Raw genomic sequence first — 19571 nt, forward strand, 5'->3', positions numbered from 1 at the left:
TTATGAGTTCATTATCTGAAAGAAATGTATCTACTTTTAAAAAGAAATCATACTTAAGGATAAAGGATGTAATAATTTTTTTCATAGTTGTTTTTGGAGTTTCCTACTTTATAAATAATTATCTATTTTTTAAAGCATATATTCCTACTGGATCAATGAAACCAACAATAATGGAAGAGGATGAAGTGCTTGTTAGTAAAATTTTTACTAGTGTAAATAGAGGTGATATATTTGTATTTAGTCATGAATCTTCTAAAGAACTACTTATAAAAAGAGTTATTGGTCTTCCTGGGGAAAAAGTTGAGATAAAAGATGGTATTGTGTACGTAAATGATATTTTAATTGATGAACCATACGTAAAAAATAATGAAATATTGAATAAAACTTTTAATGTTCCTCAAGGACATTATTTGTTTTTTGGAGATAACAGGGCACGTTCAGAAGATGCGAGGAAATGGGAAAATCCTTATGTTCCCAAAAAAGATTTAGATGGAAAAGCCTTTTTTACTATATACCCAAGAGAAAGAATAGGCCTTTTAAAATAAAAGGCCTATTTCTCATTTATAAAAATAATCATCATGCAAATCCCATAAATACTTAAAACTATCATTAAACCTGTAAATACTGACAATATTATTTTCATAGTATATATATATCTTGAATTTTTTTCTAAAGATTGATTTACACTATATTTTATTTCATCTATATAATTATTTACTTCTTCTTTTTGACTTTCTGTGAGTTTTGCTCCTTTGCTTTCATCCTGCTCTGATAATACATATTTCTGAACATCAGGAATAACTTCCTCAACATTATATCCCTTAGTATTTGCTAAGACATCTAAAGTCATCATTTCTTCAGGAGTTAAAGAATTATATTTATAATAAATTTGGGGAACTCCAACTAAATTCTTTTCTTTAATATAATCCCTATATACCTTTCCTCTTTTAACAACTTTAGAATTTATATCCCAGTTTGAATCAACATAATAAAGATTATAAACTCTAAAAGTTATAGGTACTAATAGTAAAAATAATAAAACTATTTTTGTTAATATGCCAAACTTTTTATTTACCATAATAACGCCTCCATTAATTTTCAACATATAACAAAAAGTCCTATAAGCTAAGGGATACTTATAGGACAAATGCATATATATATGAAATATAGGGAAATTAGGTTTATGCTTTAACCTGTTAACATTATATTAACATATCGTTAAATAAATTTCAAGTGTTTTTTCAAAAAATAAACATTTTTTGATTCTAATCCCTTTATATTAATAAAATACCCTTGAAAACAACCTATTTTTCACCAAATTTAGAACTTTTTAAAGTTTATTATAATCTCTAAAATTTTAAATTATAACTTATTGTTCATAATATTCTAATTTATATGTGGACTTTGGAATCCTTCTCTCTTTACTGAATGTTTTTTAGCTGTTCTATTATGATTTTTGCCCTCTTCGCTTGTTATTGGAGTTTGAAAATTACACTTCTCCATTCTAGCGACCTTGTTATCTGGTTGACTATCCTTTGACATAAGTAATCCTCCTTTTCAATTAAGTTTCATTTTATTTTTCTCATAATAAGAAAATATTATTATGGTAAATAATGAAACCAATTTTCTTTAAAGATTACTCCTTTAAAAACGTATTTTGTGTAATTAAAATTTATACTTGTACTTATCTTTATAAAATATATCTGCAGAGTCTTTATAAACTCCTATTATTAAAACATCATCAAACCTTCTTAATTCCATAGCCTCTTGTGCTTCCATATCTAAATTTTCACTTTCTTCACACAAATAAGCTATAGCATATGCTTCTCTATCATTAAAAATAACAGTATCTAATATTACAGGAAACTTAACTATATCCTCTCCTATTAAAATATCTACTGATCTAAAAGCATCTGAAATTTCCTTAGCACTTTCACCTCTATCTCTAGCCATATTTATAAACCAATTTTCATATTCTTCTATTGTTTTCTTAGGAGCCTCAAATTTTTTTAATGTTAAATCATTTTCAAAATAACTTTTCAAATCTTCTTTATTTATTTTAGTTTTATTATTTCTAAACTGTTTGAATTTATCTTTAGACTGTATTGTTATATCTCTTTTTTCGTTTTCTTCAACCTCGATTTCATTATCAACAAAATTTATGACAATATCACTTCCTTGTGATCCACAAGATATTAAATTAAATACTAAAAATATATTTAATAAAACTAGACTCAACTTTCTCATAAATTCACCTCAGTCTATTTTTACCTTTTTATCCAATGTTTATTCTCAACAAACTCTCTTATTAAATAAATATAAAACTTTTTATCATATCTTTTTTTCATTTTTATAAAATAAAATTTCATTTTTTGTTATACATATGAATTTTTATCCATAAAAAAGGAAGTATCAATTGATACTTCCTTTGAAATATATGAATATATAAATTACTTAATTTAGATGATTATTATTAAAAATTATAAATTTTATATTTTAAACAACAACGGAGATTAATATTCAAAGAATATAATACTTTAAAATAATCACTAAATAAGTTCAGGTGAACAAATTTATTATTTTGTCTCTGTTTTATATGAGTGTTGCTTTTTAGCTATCCTTCAGATCTAGCTTAATTTCGCAAAGTATTACCCATTAAGATGATCTTACAGTTCTATCTAAAAATCAGCACAAGTTTAAAACATAGTTATTATTTTCTATTTATAACTTTCTCATATATGAAATGTGAGAATAATGAGTTTGACCATGCAAACCAGTCTCTTGTAAATTGAGCTGGATCATCTACATGGAATCCTTCATGCATGTATCCAGTACCAGCATGAGTCTCTTTTAATAGTTTGATTAATGCATCTATTTCTTCTTGATTATTTGTTGTTAATCCTTGCATTGATAAAGCTATATGCCAGATATATTGATCTGGAGTATGTGGACTTCCAATTCCTTTAGCAGCTTTTCCTTCGAAGAAGAATCTATTGTTTTTACTTAAGATGAATTTTCTAGTGTTTTGATAAACTTCATCTTCAATTCCTTTGTACTCTAGATAAGGAATTGATAAAAGACTTGGTACGTTAGCATCATCCATGAAGTTATAGTTACCCATACCATCAGTTTCATATGCATAAACATCTCCGAAACCTTCTTTATAAACTTTTCCATGCTTTTCTATAGCATTGTCTATTTCTTCTCTTAAGCTATCAGCTTTTTCTTTAAGCTCTTCATCCTTGTAAACTTTCTCTGCAATTTCTGAAATATATCTTAAGGCAACTACAGCGAACATATTAGCTGGAATTAAATAACCATATTCACAAGCATCATCACTTGGTCTAAATCCTGACCATGTCATTCCTGTATACTCTACTGGAGTTCCTAAACCTTCATGACTTAATGTATCAGTTACTGAACAATTTAATCTTTGGAAACTATAATCTGATTTTTCTCTATGATATTGCTCAACTCTCCAAAGATCTATTATCATATTGAAAGCTTTCTTGATATCTTCATTGAAGAAAGTCTCATCTCCTGATTCTTTCCAGTATTTATGTATTAATCTAACTGGATAACAAAGTGAATCTATTTCATATTTTCTTTCCCAAACCCATGGACTGTCCTTAGTTATATCATTATCCCACTTTTGTCCATTAGCCTCTTTATTAAATGCATTTGCATATGGATCTATGAATATGCATTTTACTTGTCTATTTATTAATCCAGTAAAAATAGCTTTAAGCTCTGGATACTCATTAACAAATGGTAAGTAATGCTCTACTTGAGATGTAGAATCTCTAAGCCACATTGCAGGAATATCTCCAGTGATTACAAAAGCATCTCCTTCTGAAACCTCTACAGTTGTATCCATTGTATTTATGAAACAATTATAAAATAATCCTTGCAATTCCTTATCGTCTATTTTAGTTGATAAATCTTTACCAATTTTTCTCACAATTTCTTTTAATTCATTAGTTGATAAACTCATTTCCCTTACCCCCAAGTTCAAATATTTATTATTTAGCCATGTTCTAAATCAATACTTATTTAAAACAGTAACTTTTATTTAAATGCTTTACTTTACAACTTAACTCAAAGTTGACTTAAGAATATCAAAAATATATAAAGCCTCCAATCAACTTCAGATACATTGTATACCATTTCATCACTGTAATAAATATACTTTTTTAAAGTTCTTTATGTTTCTAAAATTTATCACCTAAATCTAGAAACTAGACAAAAACTAAAATATTATAAGTAATCATATTTTTAAGAATCTATTAAATTCATCTACCACTACTACTAAACTCTAACTACTTCTAGTAGAATAACTTAAAAGCTCAGCTATATAATAAGGGATTTACTTTAAAGGAGATTTTTATTTATGAGAATTATTGAATATAGCTTAGAACCTGAAGCATATGGATCCAAAGGCGAGTTTGTAGATAAAAAAGGAACTGTTGCTGATTTAATATTAGATAATGGAATTCTTATGGGGTTACCCTTTGACAAGGTTATTCCTAAATTAAAAGTATTAAATAAAATATTATTAGATGGTGGTTGGCCTAGAAGTGGTTGGTGGACTCCTTTTGAAATTACTAAAGAAGAGTATGATGAATTGGTAATATACTTATTATCAATTCCATTAAATAGGCCATTTAGAGTAGAAAAAAGAGTCTAATCATTAATTAAATAAAGGGACCTGTATCAAAACAACTTTTTAATAAAACTTACAAATAGTATGAAGAGAATATCTAGATAAGCTTTAGAATTTAAGTTATTACGTAGAAGATATTGCGTTAAAAAGCTGAAATGTTCGACGCGAAGCTAGTTTTGAAGCTTTAGCAATCTCTTCGGAGTAATGACTATAAATTCTTAGCGAAATCTAGTAGTTCTCGGAATATATTTGTAAGTTTTATTATTAAGTTTTGACACAGCCTCCTATAACTAAAATACTATAATTTCTTAGCTATTAAGAATTTTATTTTTATTCCTTGTTTTGAGAACATTTCCTCATGTTCTGTTACTACATTATACTTATAATCACTATTATGTAAATCGCAAGTTATGTAAGTTATTTCAAAATTACATTCTTTGAAATACTCTAAAGACTCTTCAAAAAGATTATCATCGTCAGTTTTAAAGTGTATTTCACCACCATCAACTAAGAAGTTTCTATAGTTTGTTAACTGTCTTGTATGAGTTAATCTTCTCTTCTTGTGTCTGTCTTTAGGCCATGGATTACAAAAGTTTATATAAATTCTTTCTATTTTATCATTATTGTCTAATATAGTGTCTATTAATGCTATTTCTTGAGGCATTAATTTAACATTATCTAAAGGTTGATTTTTTTCTTCATAAGCTTTTTCTATGTTTCTTTTAGCTAAAACAAGAACTTCATCCTTTATATCTATTGCTATGTAATTTATTTCTGGATGCTCTGAACCATGAACTGCCATGAATGTTCCTTTACCACATCCTAATTCTAAATATATTGGGTTTTCTGTATTTTTAAAAGTATTATTCCAATTTCCTTTGTTATCTTTTGGGTTAGCTACAAAGAAGTCACATGCTTCTAATTCTGGTCTAGCCCAAGGCTTTCTTCTCATTCTCATTTTTAATCCACTCCATTGTTTAGTTTCAGAATTATTATACAGATTTATAGGAAGTATATCAACCTTAGTATTTATCTAAATATTTGAAAATTAGTACATATTATTATTAAAGTTCCTATAGATATTTTCTGACTCTCAAAAAATTTATTAACACATTATCACTAAGGCCAATATTATAATATTATGATTAATTTTGTTGGAGAGTATTTTTATGTCACTGATTAAAGAATGTACTGCCTGTAAAAAAAGAGGTATATTTTTAAAACTAAATAATGGACTGTGTATAGACTGCTCAAATGAACTGAAATATTTAGAACATCAATATTACTATTTAGAATCTATACTAAGAGAAAATTTAACTGTGGCTGAACCTAATAAAATAGTTGAAAAAGCAAATTTAATTTTAAATAACTTAGAAAAATTTCAAAATACTTATACCTCAATAGAAAAAGATATATGTTTAGAAGTTATATCTCTTATGAATCAACAAACTCAAATACCAAAAGATACTTCTGAATCAGAACCAATTTCTATGAATTCTATAATATATACAGATAAAAACTTTGATTCATCTGAAATTATTTTAGAAACCTTACCTAAGGATGATTTATTAGAATATGAAAATATTACTAAAGATGAAGAAGATATTCATGAAGATATAACTCATGAAATTCCAGAAAATATTTCTCCATCCTTAGAGGAAGAAACTAACAACGTTCTAAACTCTGATGAACTTCCTCCAAGCATTGTTTCAGATGAAAATTTAAACGAAGAACCTAATTCTAAAAATGAAGATTCCGCTATTACTTCACAATCAGAAACTATTGAGAACTCTGAAGAAACCAATCAAACTGAAGCTCCTGCTTAATTAAAGAATTTACTAAAAACCAAAAAAATTCTAACTCTCAATCTATATATAATGATAAAATCAATAAAAAATTTTTAAAAAAACTTTTTCTACTCATTCTGAAATTCTAAAAATCATATTTAAAAAATAAATTAAGCGAATAAAATATTTGTTCTAAATACATGGAAAATAACCCAATTGAAGTTTTAACTCTCAATTGGGTTATTCCTATCTTAATAATATTTTATTTTAAAGCTATGTTTTATTTAAGTGTTTATTTTCAGATATTCCCTCAGACCTAACTTACAGTTCTATCTGAAAATCAACACTAGTTTAAAATATAGCCTATTTTAATTATTGAAATGAAGCTTATATAATCTTAAAAAAATCATTATGAATATAATTTATAAATTGACTTATTTCATTTCTGCGGCCATATTTTCCTTGAGAATTATATGTTATTACTAACCTTTTCTTAGCACGAGTTATAGCTACATAAAACACTCTTTTTTCTTCAGCTAGGTTTCCACTTTTTATAGACATATATGAAGGAAATGTATTTTCTTGAATACCAGCTAAAAATACAGTATCAAATTCTAATCCTTTTGCTTGATGTACTGTTATTATTGGTATTCTAGGCTTCTTTGTCCTATTTATTATTAATGATTCTAACTCTCCATTAGAAAGCCCTGTTATTCGTATAATATCTAATAAGGCATCTCTATTTCCTTTACTTTTATCATCTAAGTCTCTAAATAAAGCATACAAATCTCTAAGCCTATTTAACTTTTCCTTATTTTCATCTCCAGAATACATGCTTTTAATATTAAAACCATTCATTACACAAGCAACCAATTCATATGGTCTTTTACTCTCTGATAATTGAAAAAGCTCATTTAATTTCTTACTAATAACCGTGAATGCTTTTAAATGCTTTGACATAAAGGCCATTCTTTCCATTGAAGTTGGAATTATCTTCTCATTAATTGCCCTAACCAAAAGTTCTCCAGTAGCAATGATATCATCCATAGCATCATGGCTTGGTTTATGTTTGGTATCATATACCTTACTTAAATTCTCTAACTTATAATTTATATTTCCAGGATAAAATCGCCTATATATATCTAAGGTATCATAAAAAGTTTTAAACTTAGGTTTTCCTAAGCCATTTCTCTCCAACTCGCTAGATAATATATTTATATCATACTGAACATTATGACCTACTATTACAGCATCCTTAGAATACTCCACAAACTCTTTTAAAACTTTTTCTTTATCCTCACCAATTTTTTGAAGCATTTCATCTGAAAAACCATGAACATAAAAAGAATCCTTAACTGGTTTCTTATTTTTTAGGAATTTTTCAAACTTTTCTATTACCTCTCCGTTTTTATTTAATTTTATAGCTGCTATCTGAATTATTTCATCCTCTGTAACATCAACACCTGTACTTTCTACATCAAAAACTATTATATTTTCTTTTTCAAACTCATTTATTAGTAAGGAAAATTTTTCTCCATATTCTAGTACAAGAGGATCTATATAGTCTGATAATCTTATCCCTACCTTTTTGTATTGTAAAGAATCTATAGCTTCTAAAGTTCTCATACCAATACCAGTAGGTAATCTATTTACTATTCTTTTTAAGCTTAGAGAATCATATCTATTAGCTATTAACTTTAAAAAGGCTAATATGTCTTTAACCTCTTGTCTTCTAAAAAACTTAAATTGATCTACAAGTATAAACTCAAAATCAGCTCCCTCATAACCACCAATTTGATAAAGCTCTTCACTAAGTCCTATATTGTAGTTATTATCTCTTGTAAGTACACAAACTTTTTTTAAATCTTCTCCTTTTCTGCATAAATTATTTACAGAATCAAAAATGAATCTAGCCTCTTCTCTTAATCCTCTTGTTTCCTTTAATATTATTTTCTCACCAGTATTTTGGGATTCTGCTGAAATTCCATCCTTATACATACTAGATACTTTCTTTGAAAAAGCATTATTTAAAAACTCCAAAGAAGCTTGGCTTAAGTTTTGAGTTGCTCTATAATTTTTAGAAAATACAACTTCTATGGGCTTATATTTTTCTTTAAATTTATTAAAAATCATTTCTGGATCCGATCCACGCCAGCTATATATGGTTTGAAAGAAATCTCCGCATATAAGAACATTATTTCCCTCAAAAAGTTTTTCAATTATTGAATACTCTATAATACTTGTATCTTGTACTTCATCTATATTTATATATTTAAATCTGTTCTTAAGAGCTTGAACCACTTTTTCATCCTTAAATAATTCCTTAGTAAGTATTATTAAATCATTAAAGTCTAAAGCATGATCCTCCCTAAGCTTAGAATCATATAGTGTAACTAATTCATGTCCATGAAACTTAATATATGTTTTAAGCTTTAAATTTAAATTTCCTCTGTCACTACAAACTTGATTTATTTTCTCTTCGCTAAACTTAAAAATTTCATCAATTACAGTTTTATATTCATTTAAAACTCTATCCTCTAAAGTTTCTCTTCTAGCCTTTTCAATCTTTATAAAATCAATAACTTTTTGTATTTGCATAGTAGTAGCCATTAAGTTACTTGTTGCATAATAATAACTTAATTTACTTATAACTTCCTTACAATCATCTTCATCAAATATTATAAAATCTGAAAATATATCAGTATTTCTCTTTGCATAAGTTTTAACTATATCAAAGCAAAAGCTATGAAAGGTCCTTATTGTTATATCCTTAGCTTCTCCCCCTACAATTTTAATTACTCTATCATTCATCTCTTTACACGCCTTATTAGTAAAGGTAATGCATAAAATTTCTGAAGGCTTTGAATTTCCATTTTTAATTATAGATGCTACTCTTTCTGCTAAAGTATTAGTCTTTCCTGTACCAGCAGAAGCAAGCAAAATAATATTACTATCTTGTTCATTTACAACCTTTTGCTGCTCTTCATTTAAATTAATCATAATAGCCTTCCTTTCCATTAATTCTTTATAGTAAAACCACTCTATTAAATCATACTCTTTAAATATTTTATATTTATTATTATAGACTAAAATTCCAAATTGCTAATTTATTTTCTTCTTGTTTTAAGTAAATTTTTATTTTCATCTAGCTTTTCAAAACTTAATTTATTTGTTACTCTTTAAATTTTAGCTCTGTTTTAAACTAGTATTGGTTTTTAGATAGAACTGTAAGACCGTCTTAATGAACATCTAGTATTGCATTATCTACGTAAGAACAATAGCATTAAGAAGCTTTTTCTGTTTGAGCGGAGCGAGTTTAAAAGCTTTAGCTATTATTCTGAAGTAGATGATAGCAATACTTTGCGATATTAAGTTAGGTCTGAAGAGTTAGCTAAAAATCAACACTCACCTAAAACATAGCCAAAAATTAAAATTTAAAATCTGGTATAAATAAAAATAAACACTAAAAAATAGCACCAACATGATTTTTTCCATGCTGGTGCTATTTTTTAAATAGTTTATCTTTTTATTGTAAATTACACACATTTATAATATAAACTTAGTAATTATACTTATTTCAAACTTAAATTAATCCTTCGTAGTTTGTGCCTTTAAGTAATTTCTTAGCAAATTCTTCACCTGGAAATGATTTTCCACTATTTAATGTTTTCATTGCATTTATAATAGCACGAATATCAAATTGTGAAGGATATACTATAGGTGGTTTCTTATTGATGTTTAATAATTTATAAGTTGCCATCATAGCTGAACGTACGGAATATTCAACTGTAAATATAACATCACCTGGTATTTCTACAAATTGTCCTAAGAATGCTAAGTTAACACAACCTTCAGGGACAACTTCAGGACGATCCCCCTTAGCTCTTGGCATAAATTGAGCAGTTATATAAGGCATCATTGTTGGAATAACCTTAACTGTTTTTAATATTTCAGGAATATCTTTTTCAAGTCCTAAGTGATAAAGAAGTTCTTCTAGAAGTTCTCTTCCTGTACAATCTTCCATTTTCTTTTTAATGTAATTACCTTCTTTATCTAGTCTTAAACCATATGCCCATAATACAACTATATCATCTGGTTGTTCTTTAAATTGTGGTTGTCTATTACAAGTTACACTCATTAACCAATTAGAATCAGTGGCAGTAATAACTCCACCAGTAACAGTTTTATTTTTTGCAAATGGATCTCTTCCACTTAATTCATGTATTTTATCTGTAAGTTTAGATTTTTTACAAGTAATAGTGAAAGATTCCCATTTTGATTTATCTATATCTCCACAGAATACTTTTGGATGTCCAAAATCAGGAGAATTTTTAGCAATGTTTTCCCATAATGTCCAAATAGAACCAGGTTCTCTTATTAATTGTGGTACAGTGTCTAAATCCCCATATCCAGTACATTCTGTCATAGAACCATTAGTAACCATTACTAAATCTCTAGGAAGTACATCTATATGTTCTTTAGTTTGTCCATCTCTTACTAAATGAATTCCTGTAACAGTTTTTTGTTTTCCTATAACTTCTATATCTAAATCTTTAACATCAGTTTTATATTCAAAATTTACCCCTTTTTCTTTTAAATATTTAGTAAGTGGTAATACGAATGATTCATATTGATTATATTTTGTAAACACTAAACAATCCATCTTTGCAAATCCAGGGAAAGCATGTATGAAACGTTCCATATATCTCTTCATTTCTAATACACTATGCCATGGATTGAAAGCAAACATTGAGTACCATAAACGCCAAAAGTTTGTTTCAAAGAAACTTGGGTCAAAAAACTGCTCTATAGTAACATCATCAAGTGCATCCTCAGTCGCAAGGAATAACTTTGTAATTTTTTTAACGTGTTCATGAGTAAGTCCTAAGTCATCAAGATTAATTTTCTCACCACAATTTCTAAGTAATCTACAATTTGAACTATTAGGATCCTTATCATTAAGTTCTTTAAATTCATCTAAAATAGAATATCCTTCTTTTTCTAATGAAGGTATTTCTCCAAAAAGATCCCATGTACATTCATAATGTGATTCTAATTCTCTTCCACCACGACAAACATATCCATGTTCTGGATCTCCTGCAGCGTCAAGTGATCCACCGTCAATATCTAGCTTTTCAAAAATAGTTATATTCTTTCCTGGCATATGACCATCACGTATTAAATAAAATGCAGCAGCTAAAGAAGCAATACCGCCACCTACTAAGTAAGCCTTACGTTTATCTATACCTTCTGGAACATCAGTTTTTATTCTTAGATAATTTTCCATAAACTCATCATCCTCTCTAATTCTTATTCTTCTTTATATTGACATTATATTCCTAGAAGAATATGATGAAAATAATCAAGTTTTTCATTCTGAGACATGCTGTCACATATATTTAAATTTGTGCAAAAAATGATTATATGGTGGTGTATTATGAGAAGTGAAATAATATCAAAAATGACAAAAGAACTTTTTGCTAACTCACTAAAAAAACTTATGAGAGAAAAGCTCATTGAAAAAATCACAGTTAAAGAAATATCAGAAGATTGTGGACTTAATAGAAGAACCTTTTATAGACACTTTAAGGATATTTATGATTTATTAGAATGGATTTGTAAAACAGAAATTGATGAAAAAATTCATGAATCCTTAGACTTCCAACATTGGCAACTTTGTTTTTATGATCTTTTGGATTATTTTTATGAAAATAAAGAAATCAGCTATTCACTTATCCGTTTTTCAAACAGAAAATATATAGAAACTTTTATCTGTAATTCTATAAATAAAATTATTATAAATGTTATAGAAAATAATAAGGAATTATTCAATCTCTCTGACTATAATGAGAAATTCCTTTGTAATTTCTATAGTCTAAGTTTCACAGCACTTTTACTTCAATGGATAGAATCTGGAATGAAGGAATCACCTGAAAAATTGGTAAAAAACATATCAAAGATTTTAGAAGGAAGTATAGGTAGAATTACAAATGAAAGTTAACTATCTTAACTATGAAATATCATAAAAAATGAGACTGTATCAAAATAACTGAATAAAAATTTTGATACAGCCCCATTTAAATAAAAGGGATTAAAAATAGCTTTCATCTTATATCTATAGACTATTAAATACTTACTTAATAGCTTCTACATTTAGATAAATTATGCTTTTGTTTTAATATAAAAATTTTATTATTTTAATAAAACTTCTACTCCAAAATGATCTGATATAACTATTTTGTTTTCTCCATTAAATATAACTTTACTTTCGTAGACTTCAGTATCTTCATTTGTAAAAATTATATCTATTCTTAACTCTTCAGTGTTATCATCCCAGCCAGCAATATTTTCTTTAACTGTAACACCAGAGTCCTTGCTTTCTGCTAAATTATATGTATCAATCAATCCGTTACTTTTAAGAAAATCATATCCTTCATTTTTTAAGAAAGCATTATTATTAAAGTCACCCATAAAGAATGCTCTATTTTTACTTTCTTTTGCATGTGAAAGTAAATTTTTAACTTGAACTATAAAACTTTCTTCCTCATCATTCCACCAACCCATATGACAAGAATAAAAATCTATATGCTCATTATTTATATTTATTGTTGCTTTTACTATTTTTCTTGATTTCCAAAAAGCCTTTGATTGATTTTGTGATACATAAAAACTTTCACTATTTACTATTTCATGCTTAGTTAATATACATAAGCCTTCCTCATATATATCATATCCAATATGAGAATAATCCCAAACTAGGTGGTACTTTTCTCCACCTAGTTTGTTTATTTCTTTAACTAATAATAATCCATAGTTATCTTCTTTTATGTTTCCTTCTTTAATACTAGCCTTAATACTTTGACTAGCCTCTTGAAGAGCTATGACATCATATTTTTCTTGAACTATTGTCTTTGCTAAATATTTTATCTTCTCTAATTGTTCTTCCTCTAGCCAAGAATGACAGTTTAAAGTAAGTAATTTCATTTTATAAACTCCTAAATACCTAAGATATCTTGAATATCTGATTTTAATACATCTGCTTTAGGGCCATATATAGCTTGAACTCCTTTATCTTTAACTATAAGACCTAAAGCTTTATTTTCTTTCCAAGCCTTTTCGTCTCCAACCTTATCAATTTCCTTAACAGTAACACGAAGACGAGTCATACAAGCATCTACATCTACTATATTTTCTTTTCCACCTAATAACTCAATAGCCTTAACTGCTAATTCATCCATTGAAGCATTGCTATTTGTTGAACCAGTGTTTTCATCTTCACTATCAATATAGTTACCCATACGTCCTGGTGTAGCTATTTTGAATTTCTTAATTAAGAAGCTAAATACAAAGTAGTTTATGAAGAAGAATACTACTGCAACTATTACAAAGTTTATTAAATCTTGAGTTAAGCCTGCATTTATCATAAGTGGTGAACGAGTTAAAAGTTCTATAAATCCAAAAGCATGTACTCTTAAGTTTATTACATCCGCTATGGCAAATCCTAAACCAGCTATAACAGCATAAACCACATATAATATTGGTGAAATGAACATGAACATAAATTCTATTGGTTCAGTTACACCAGTTAAGAATACTGCTATAGCAGCTGAGAAGAATACTGATTTATATTTTTTCTTCTTATCTGGATCAACATTTTTGTACATAGCAAGTGCTACCCCGATTAATGATGCACTTGAAAGTATTACTTGACCAGCTTTGAAACGAGCCGGTACTACTGAGCCTATAAGTTGATTATATGAAGTTATGTCTCCTGCTTGTTTAAAGTTATTTAAGTCAGTTATCCAAGCAAGCCATAATGGATCTTGTCCTGCAACAACTTGTCCAGCTGTTGGACCTGTAAGTATATGATATACTCCACCAAGTTCTGTATAGTTTATTGGAACTGTAAGCATATGGTGTAATCCAAATGGTAATAATAAACGCTCTAATGTACCATATAAGAATGGTGCTATTATTGGAGCTGTATCCTTTGATGTAGCTATCCATTGTCCAAAAGTATTTAATCCATATTGTACAAATGGCCATACAAAAGAAAGTATAATTGCTGTTATTGTTGAACCTACTATAACAACGAAAGGAACAAAACGTTTACCATTAAAGAATGCTAATGCATTAGGTAATTTATTATAATTATAGTACTTGTTATATAAAGCTGCTCCCAAGAAACCTGAAATAATACCTACAAATACACCCATATTAAGTGCTGGAGCGCCAAGTATTGAAACAAAGTAATCTTTAACTAAAAGTGTTTGTCCTGTAAATGATTGAACTGTGGCAGTTGAATCTGCTGCTAACATAGCATTACTTACACTAAATATTACCCCAGTAATTCTATTAATAAGAACAAATGCTATGGTACCTGCAAAAGCTCCCCCTGCACGTTCTTTAGCCCAAGAACCACCTATTGCAACGGCAAATAGTAAGTTTAAGTTACCAATTATTGCCCAACCTATATCCTCCATAACTCTCGCTATAGTTCTTACGAAATCTACATCGATGTAAATTCCCATTACCTTACCTATTGAAATCATAAGTCCGGCAGCAGGCATTACAGCAACAACTACAAGTAATGCCTTACCAAACTTTTGCCAGAAATCAAAAGACCCTAATTTAAATTTCTTCATTCTCAAATACCTCCAATTATTAATCTTATAACACTCACTCTCAGGTTATAGTCCATACACACTCTACCCCTAAGTTTTGTCTTTAGATAAATCTAGCTAAAATTCAAAGTAAAAACTCCACTCTGAATCAAGTCTCAATTTATTAAGAAAGTTTATATACTCTACACTCATAAGGTTTTAAAGTAAATTCTACTAAATCACTGTGTTCACAAACTTCATAGTTATTAAGAAGTAAGTCTTTAGAATTAAGTTTTTCTCCCTCGTAACTGTAGTTAGCATTCTCTCCAGTTAAATTAGCTATTATTAAGAACTTATCCTCATTTAAAGTTCTTGTATAAGCATAAATACTTCTATCCTCTTCAAGAATTAAATCATATACACCATAGATTAAAGCTTCATTAGACTTTTTAAGTCTTATAAGCTTTTTATAGAAGTTTAAAACTGAATTTTCATCCTTTTCTTCAACCTCTACATTTATTGTTTTATAATTCTCATTAACTCCTATCCAAGGTTTTCCCTCAGTAAATCCTGCATTTTTACTTGAGTTCCATTGCATAGGTGTCCTTGAATTATCTCTTGAAGTTACCCAAGCTTCTTTTAAGGCTACTTCTTCTGAAACACCATTTTCAATTCTCTCATTATAAGTATTTATAGTTCTAACATCATCATAATCAGATATGCTATGATACTTAACATTTGTCATACCAAGTTCTTGTCCTTGATATATAAAAGGTGTTCCTTTTTGCAAGAAATAAACTGTTCCAAAAGCTTTTGCACACTGAGTTAAATATTCATCGTCATTTCCCCAAGTTGAAACAACTCTAGGTATATCATGATTTTCAACAAAAAGTGCATTCCATCCTTTACCTTCTAAAGAATTTTGCCAATTAGTTAAAACATCCTTATATGCCTTTACATCAAATCCTTGTCCCTCTTCATAATTCCAAAGACTAAGATGTTCAAATTGGAATATCATATTAAATGTTCCCTCATCTTCTGCTACCCAGTGATCAGCTTCATGAGCACTAACTCCATTAGCTTCTCCAACAGTAACTATATCATATTTTGAAAAAGTTTCCTCTTTCAACTCTTTAAGATGATCATTTATACCTTCTACATTCATATGTTTTTCAAAGGATGAAACATATTTTAGCCCTTCTGGATTATCCATATCCTTAAGACCATCTTCTTTTTTTATGTGACTTATAGCATCAACTCTAAATCCGTCAATTCCTTTATCAAGCCACCAATTTATCATTTTATATAATTCATTTCTTACCGCTTTATTTTCCCAGTTTAAATCTGGTTGCTCCTTAGCAAATAAGTGTAAGTAATATTGTTCACTATTATCACAAAATTCCCAAGCTGAACCTTTGAAAATACTTTCCCAGTTATTAGGTTCTTTTTCCTCTTTTCCATCTCTCCAAATGTACCAATCTCTTTTAGGATTATCCTTAGAAGATCTTGATTCTATAAACCATGGATGTTCATCACTAGTATGATTTATTACTAAATCTATAATAAGTTTCATCCCTCTATTATGAACCTCATTAAGTAATTCATTAAAATCATCCATAGTTCCAAATTCATCTAAGATGTCTTTATAATCACTAATATCATATCCATTATCATGATTTGGTGATTTATACATTGGACATAGCCAAATTAAGTCAATCCCTAAATCCTTTAGATAATCTAACTTAGATATTATCCCTGGAATATCACCAATTCCATCACCATTTGAATCCATAAAACTCTTAGGATAAATCTGGTAAGCGATTAATTCTTTCCACCACTTTTTATTCATAACTACTCCTTGCATTTTTATTATATTATTTGAATGCCTTAAATTTCAAAATTGTGCAAACGTTTGCCCAATTTCCAAAAAAATTTGTTTTTTAGATAATCTAAAAAACATAGTAATAAGATAAATTCGACTAAAATTCAAGTTCGCGAAGCTCCTTTGAATTAAGTCTCATTTTACATTTTTATAATATCAGATAATTAAACCCTTTACAAAATCGATTTCAGCAAAATTCTATACTATTTTCTCTTTATAACTTCTATTTTCTCATTTATTCTCACTTTTTTGTGCAAACGTTTGCCCAAATTGTATGAGGAATCCTATCCTCTATCAATGAACTCAGTATCCACTATACAGTAGTCGTTTCTGTTCTTTAAGTTGCCATTTAAATAGTCTATAAGTAGTTTAGTAGCCTCATATCCTAATTCTCTAGCATTAATATCTATAGAGGAAATTGGTGGATTTTGATATTTTGTCATAGGTGTATTATTAAAACCTACTATTTTTACTCCTTTAATTTCCTTTTCATTTAAAAATTTATTTGCTCCGAAAGCAAGAAAATCATCTGTAGTAACAACTATTTTAGGAGTTCTTTTTGAAATTATCTCCTTCATAGCCAAATACCCACAGCCTTCTGAAAAATCTTCCCCTTCAATAACCATAGTGCTATCATAACTTAAATTATTTGCTTTAAAAGCATCCTTAAACCCATTTAATCTATCTTTTGAAACATTCCAGTTTCTTTTTCCTCCAATAAAAGCTAAGTCAGACTCTCCATCTTTTATAAATTTATCCACTAGTTTAAACATAGCTTCAAAGTTATCATTATCAACCCATAATACACCCTCTTCATCTGGTCTTCCAATAACTACAAATGGAAAATTTATATCTTTTAAATATTTTATAGTTCTGTCATCTTCTCTAACTGATAATAAACATAATCCTTCTAATAAATTATTAGTTGCAAATTCTTTTATTATTTTTAATTCATCATCATCATTTTTACTAAATGCATACATTATATGATATCCATTCTCGTCTGCTGACATACTCATTCCTCTCATAGCTTCCACGAAAAAAGGATTCTTAAATAAATCATCTGCTTCATTAGGAAGAACTACTCCTAATATCTTAGTTTTGTTGTTAACAAGACTTCTTGCTATGGCATTGGGTTTATAATTTAATTTTTCTATGGCTTTGTTGACCTTTACCTTAGTTTCCTCACTAATTTTAGGACTATCAGATAAAACTCTTGAAACAGTAGAAGGGGCTACGTTAGCTTCTCTAGCCACGTCTTTAATAGTAACTTTCACAAAATCACTCCTTCCCAACTTGTTTATCTAGAATATACCATAAAACTCTTTTACAATCCACAAAGTACCTAAATAGAAAAGCCCTAATTAAAGTTATCTTTATGCTTAATAAAAACTTTTTTTAATTTTTAATGAGGTGAAAAATAAAAAAATATATGAATCTCTCATTTATTGATAAAATTTAATTAATATATTAATATATTTTTATACTTAAATTTATAAGATTAATATAGTTATATAAATTTTATATACTAAAAAATTTTAATTTAAACTTTTAATAAGTAAAGAGGAGAGAATTTATGATGAATAAATATGTTGAATTAAAAAATGGTGTTAAAATGCCAATACTTGGCTTTGGTACTTTTGAAGTAGAAAACGGCCAAACTACTATAAATTCTGTAAAAACAGCACTTAATTTAGGCTACAGACACATAGACTGTGCTTCTCGCTATGAAAATGAAGATAGTGTTGGAATCGCAATAAAAGAAAGTGGAATTCCAAGAGAAGAAATTTTTATTACAAGTAAAGTTTGGAATACTGATCAAGGATATGAAAATACTCTTAAAGCTTTTAATGAAACAATAACTAAGTTAGGGGTTGATTATTTAGACCTTTATCTAATCCACTGGCCAAAAGCATTAAATAAAGAAACTTGGAAAGCATTAGAGAAGCTTTATAAGGATGGTAAAATAAGAGCTATTGGAGTTTCTAACTTTAAAGAACATCACATAGAAGAATTAAAAGAAACTGCTGAAATAATGCCGATGGTAAATCAAGTTGAATTTCATCCACAACTAGCTCAACCAGAACTTCTAAAATTCTGTAAAGAAAATGGCATACAATTAGAAGCATGGGGTCCTCTTATGCGTGGAAAAGTATTTGAATTACCTATTTTAAAAGATCTAGCTGAAAAATATAATAAATCTATTTCTCAAATAGTTCTAAGATGGGATATTCAAATGGGTGTAGTAACAATTCCAAAATCAATTACCCCTCATAGAATTGAAGAAAATTCAAAAATATTTGATTTTGAAATAAGTGATGAAGATATGGCTAAAATAGCAACTTTAAATACTGATGAAAGAGTTGGTCCTGATCCAGACCATATAGTATTTTAAAATTTTATATAATTAAAATAAAAAAATAGTACATAAGTCTAAATTTAGACTTATGTACTATTTATATATGGGAATTTTAAAATGCTACCTATTTAATTTTGAACTGATTTTCTTTCATTTTTTAATAACATACTAAGAGTTAGTGCAAAACCTCCCCATAAAACAGTTGCTCCTATTAAAAAAAATACTATTGATGTTGAATTCATTTTATTCCCTCCTCTATTGAAATTCATCTTAATTT

Annotated in this window: 17 protein-coding genes; 5 read left to right on the forward strand and 12 right to left on the reverse strand. The window is 28.0% G+C overall.

What is annotated here, in order from left to right; genetic code table 11:
- The first annotated feature begins 2 nt into the window (after window positions 1–2).
- Complete coding sequence (gene lepB / locus OIF33_RS12010; RefSeq protein ID WP_322504499.1) at window positions 3–545, forward strand: signal peptidase I; 543 nt, start codon at window positions 3–5, stop codon at window positions 543–545.
- A gap of 5 nt (window positions 546–550) precedes the next feature.
- On the opposite strand, the gene OIF33_RS12015 is transcribed toward lepB, so the two are convergent.
- The 4 genes from OIF33_RS12015 to OIF33_RS12030 all read right to left on the reverse strand — a co-directional run bounded on the left by OIF33_RS12015 (window position 551) and on the right by OIF33_RS12030 (window position 3994).
- A complete protein-coding gene (locus tag OIF33_RS12015; protein ID WP_322504500.1) occupies window positions 551–1078 on the reverse strand; it encodes a hypothetical protein in 528 nt (175 codons plus the stop codon).
- Between the two features lie 308 nt (window positions 1079–1386).
- A complete protein-coding gene (locus OIF33_RS12020; RefSeq protein ID WP_322504501.1) occupies window positions 1387–1542 on the reverse strand; it encodes a hypothetical protein in 156 nt (51 codons plus the stop codon).
- 123 nt (window positions 1543–1665) lie between these two features.
- The gene (locus OIF33_RS12025) at window positions 1666–2247 is read right to left on the reverse strand and encodes a hypothetical protein (protein ID WP_322504502.1); all 582 of its coding nucleotides are present in this window, start codon (window positions 2245–2247) and stop codon (window positions 1666–1668) included.
- 463 nt (window positions 2248–2710) lie between these two features.
- The gene (locus OIF33_RS12030; protein ID WP_322504503.1) at window positions 2711–3994 is read right to left on the reverse strand and encodes a glycoside hydrolase family 125 protein; all 1284 of its coding nucleotides are present in this window, start codon (window positions 3992–3994) and stop codon (window positions 2711–2713) included.
- A gap of 396 nt (window positions 3995–4390) precedes the next feature.
- Here OIF33_RS12030 and OIF33_RS12035 point away from each other — a divergent pair, with 396 nt between their 5' ends.
- Window positions 4391–4687, forward strand: coding sequence for a hypothetical protein (locus OIF33_RS12035; protein WP_322504504.1), 297 nt, complete (start codon window positions 4391–4393; stop codon window positions 4685–4687).
- 274 nt (window positions 4688–4961) lie between these two features.
- Here OIF33_RS12035 and trmB read toward each other — a convergent pair whose 3' ends face one another.
- Window positions 4962–5621, reverse strand: a complete 660-nt coding sequence (gene trmB, locus OIF33_RS12040; RefSeq protein WP_322504505.1) for a tRNA (guanosine(46)-N7)-methyltransferase TrmB — start codon at window positions 5619–5621, stop codon at window positions 4962–4964.
- A 211-nt stretch (window positions 5622–5832) separates the two neighbouring features.
- Here trmB and OIF33_RS12045 point away from each other — a divergent pair, with 211 nt between their 5' ends.
- Complete coding sequence (locus OIF33_RS12045) at window positions 5833–6489, forward strand: hypothetical protein (RefSeq protein ID WP_322504506.1); 657 nt, start codon at window positions 5833–5835, stop codon at window positions 6487–6489.
- Between the two features lie 348 nt (window positions 6490–6837).
- On the opposite strand, the gene OIF33_RS12050 is transcribed toward OIF33_RS12045, so the two are convergent.
- A complete protein-coding gene (locus OIF33_RS12050) occupies window positions 6838–9450 on the reverse strand; it encodes a 3'-5' exonuclease (RefSeq protein ID WP_322504507.1) in 2613 nt (870 codons plus the stop codon).
- 583 nt (window positions 9451–10033) lie between these two features.
- Window positions 10034–11737 carry an oleate hydratase gene (locus tag OIF33_RS12055; protein ID WP_322504508.1) on the reverse strand — a complete coding sequence of 568 codons (1704 nt, stop codon included), beginning with the start codon at window positions 11735–11737 and terminating at the stop codon, window positions 10034–10036.
- Between the two features lie 150 nt (window positions 11738–11887).
- Between OIF33_RS12055 and OIF33_RS12060 the strand changes: the two genes are divergently transcribed.
- The gene (locus tag OIF33_RS12060) at window positions 11888–12451 is read left to right on the forward strand and encodes a TetR/AcrR family transcriptional regulator C-terminal domain-containing protein (RefSeq protein ID WP_322504509.1); all 564 of its coding nucleotides are present in this window, start codon (window positions 11888–11890) and stop codon (window positions 12449–12451) included.
- A 191-nt stretch (window positions 12452–12642) separates the two neighbouring features.
- Here the strand turns inward: OIF33_RS12060 and OIF33_RS12065 are convergent, their stop codons facing one another.
- The 4 genes from OIF33_RS12065 to OIF33_RS12080 form a co-directional block, all read right to left on the reverse strand.
- Window positions 12643–13434: an endonuclease/exonuclease/phosphatase family protein gene (locus OIF33_RS12065; protein WP_322504510.1), complete on the reverse strand. Its 792-nt coding sequence runs from the start codon at window positions 13432–13434 to the stop codon at window positions 12643–12645.
- Window positions 13435–13445: 11 nt separating this feature from the next.
- On the reverse strand, window positions 13446–15095 hold the full coding sequence (locus OIF33_RS12070; RefSeq protein WP_322504511.1) for a PTS transporter subunit IIBC: 1650 nt from the start codon (window positions 15093–15095) through the stop codon (window positions 13446–13448).
- Window positions 15096–15237: 142 nt separating this feature from the next.
- Complete coding sequence (locus OIF33_RS12075; protein WP_322504512.1) at window positions 15238–16902, reverse strand: alpha-glucosidase; 1665 nt, start codon at window positions 16900–16902, stop codon at window positions 15238–15240.
- Window positions 16903–17219: 317 nt separating this feature from the next.
- Window positions 17220–18212, reverse strand: coding sequence for a LacI family DNA-binding transcriptional regulator (locus tag OIF33_RS12080; protein ID WP_322504513.1), 993 nt, complete (start codon window positions 18210–18212; stop codon window positions 17220–17222).
- A gap of 299 nt (window positions 18213–18511) precedes the next feature.
- Here OIF33_RS12080 and OIF33_RS12085 point away from each other — a divergent pair, with 299 nt between their 5' ends.
- Complete coding sequence (locus OIF33_RS12085; protein ID WP_416173359.1) at window positions 18512–19330, forward strand: aldo/keto reductase; 819 nt, start codon at window positions 18512–18514, stop codon at window positions 19328–19330.
- 92 nt (window positions 19331–19422) lie between these two features.
- Here OIF33_RS12085 and OIF33_RS12090 read toward each other — a convergent pair whose 3' ends face one another.
- A complete protein-coding gene (locus tag OIF33_RS12090) occupies window positions 19423–19536 on the reverse strand; it encodes a MetS family NSS transporter small subunit (RefSeq protein ID WP_322504514.1) in 114 nt (37 codons plus the stop codon).
- Window positions 19537–19571 lie beyond the last annotated feature (35 nt).

This window comes from Clostridium sp. LIBA-8841, assembly GCF_034439435.1.
Lineage (GTDB): Bacteria > Bacillota > Clostridia > Clostridiales > Clostridiaceae > Sarcina.